The organism is Pseudomonas persica, assembly GCF_900291015.1.
In the GTDB taxonomy this organism is placed as follows: domain Bacteria; phylum Pseudomonadota; class Gammaproteobacteria; order Pseudomonadales; family Pseudomonadaceae; genus Aquipseudomonas.
Genome location: NZ_OLKL01000130.1, coordinates 1 through 275 on the forward strand (window position 1 = coordinate 1; position 275 = coordinate 275).

The window sequence follows — 275 nt, forward strand, 5'->3', positions numbered from 1 at the left end:
GTGCTGTTCCAGGCCGGTGCTTCGGCACGCGGCCAGCAGTTCGCGGCGCGGCACGCCGAATGCGTGTTCATCAGCGAGCCGACGCCCACGGTACTGCGCCGCTACGCCGACGGCATCCGCCAGGCCAGCGAGGTGGCCGGGCGTGGCCGGGACGAGGTGCTGATCTACGCCCAGGCGCTGTTGATCGTCGCCCCCACGCGGGAGGAGGCCGAAGCGCGCTTCGCCGAATACCGCCGTTATGTCGACCTGGACGCCGCCCTGGCACTGCTGTCGGG

Annotated in this window: 1 protein-coding gene; it reads left to right on the forward strand. The window is 71.6% G+C overall.

Annotated features, from left to right (window positions below; all coding sequences use genetic code 11):
- The coding region (locus tag FQ664_RS26000) for an LLM class flavin-dependent oxidoreductase (RefSeq protein ID WP_144175866.1) at positions 1 to 275 on the forward strand (275 nt) is incomplete at both ends.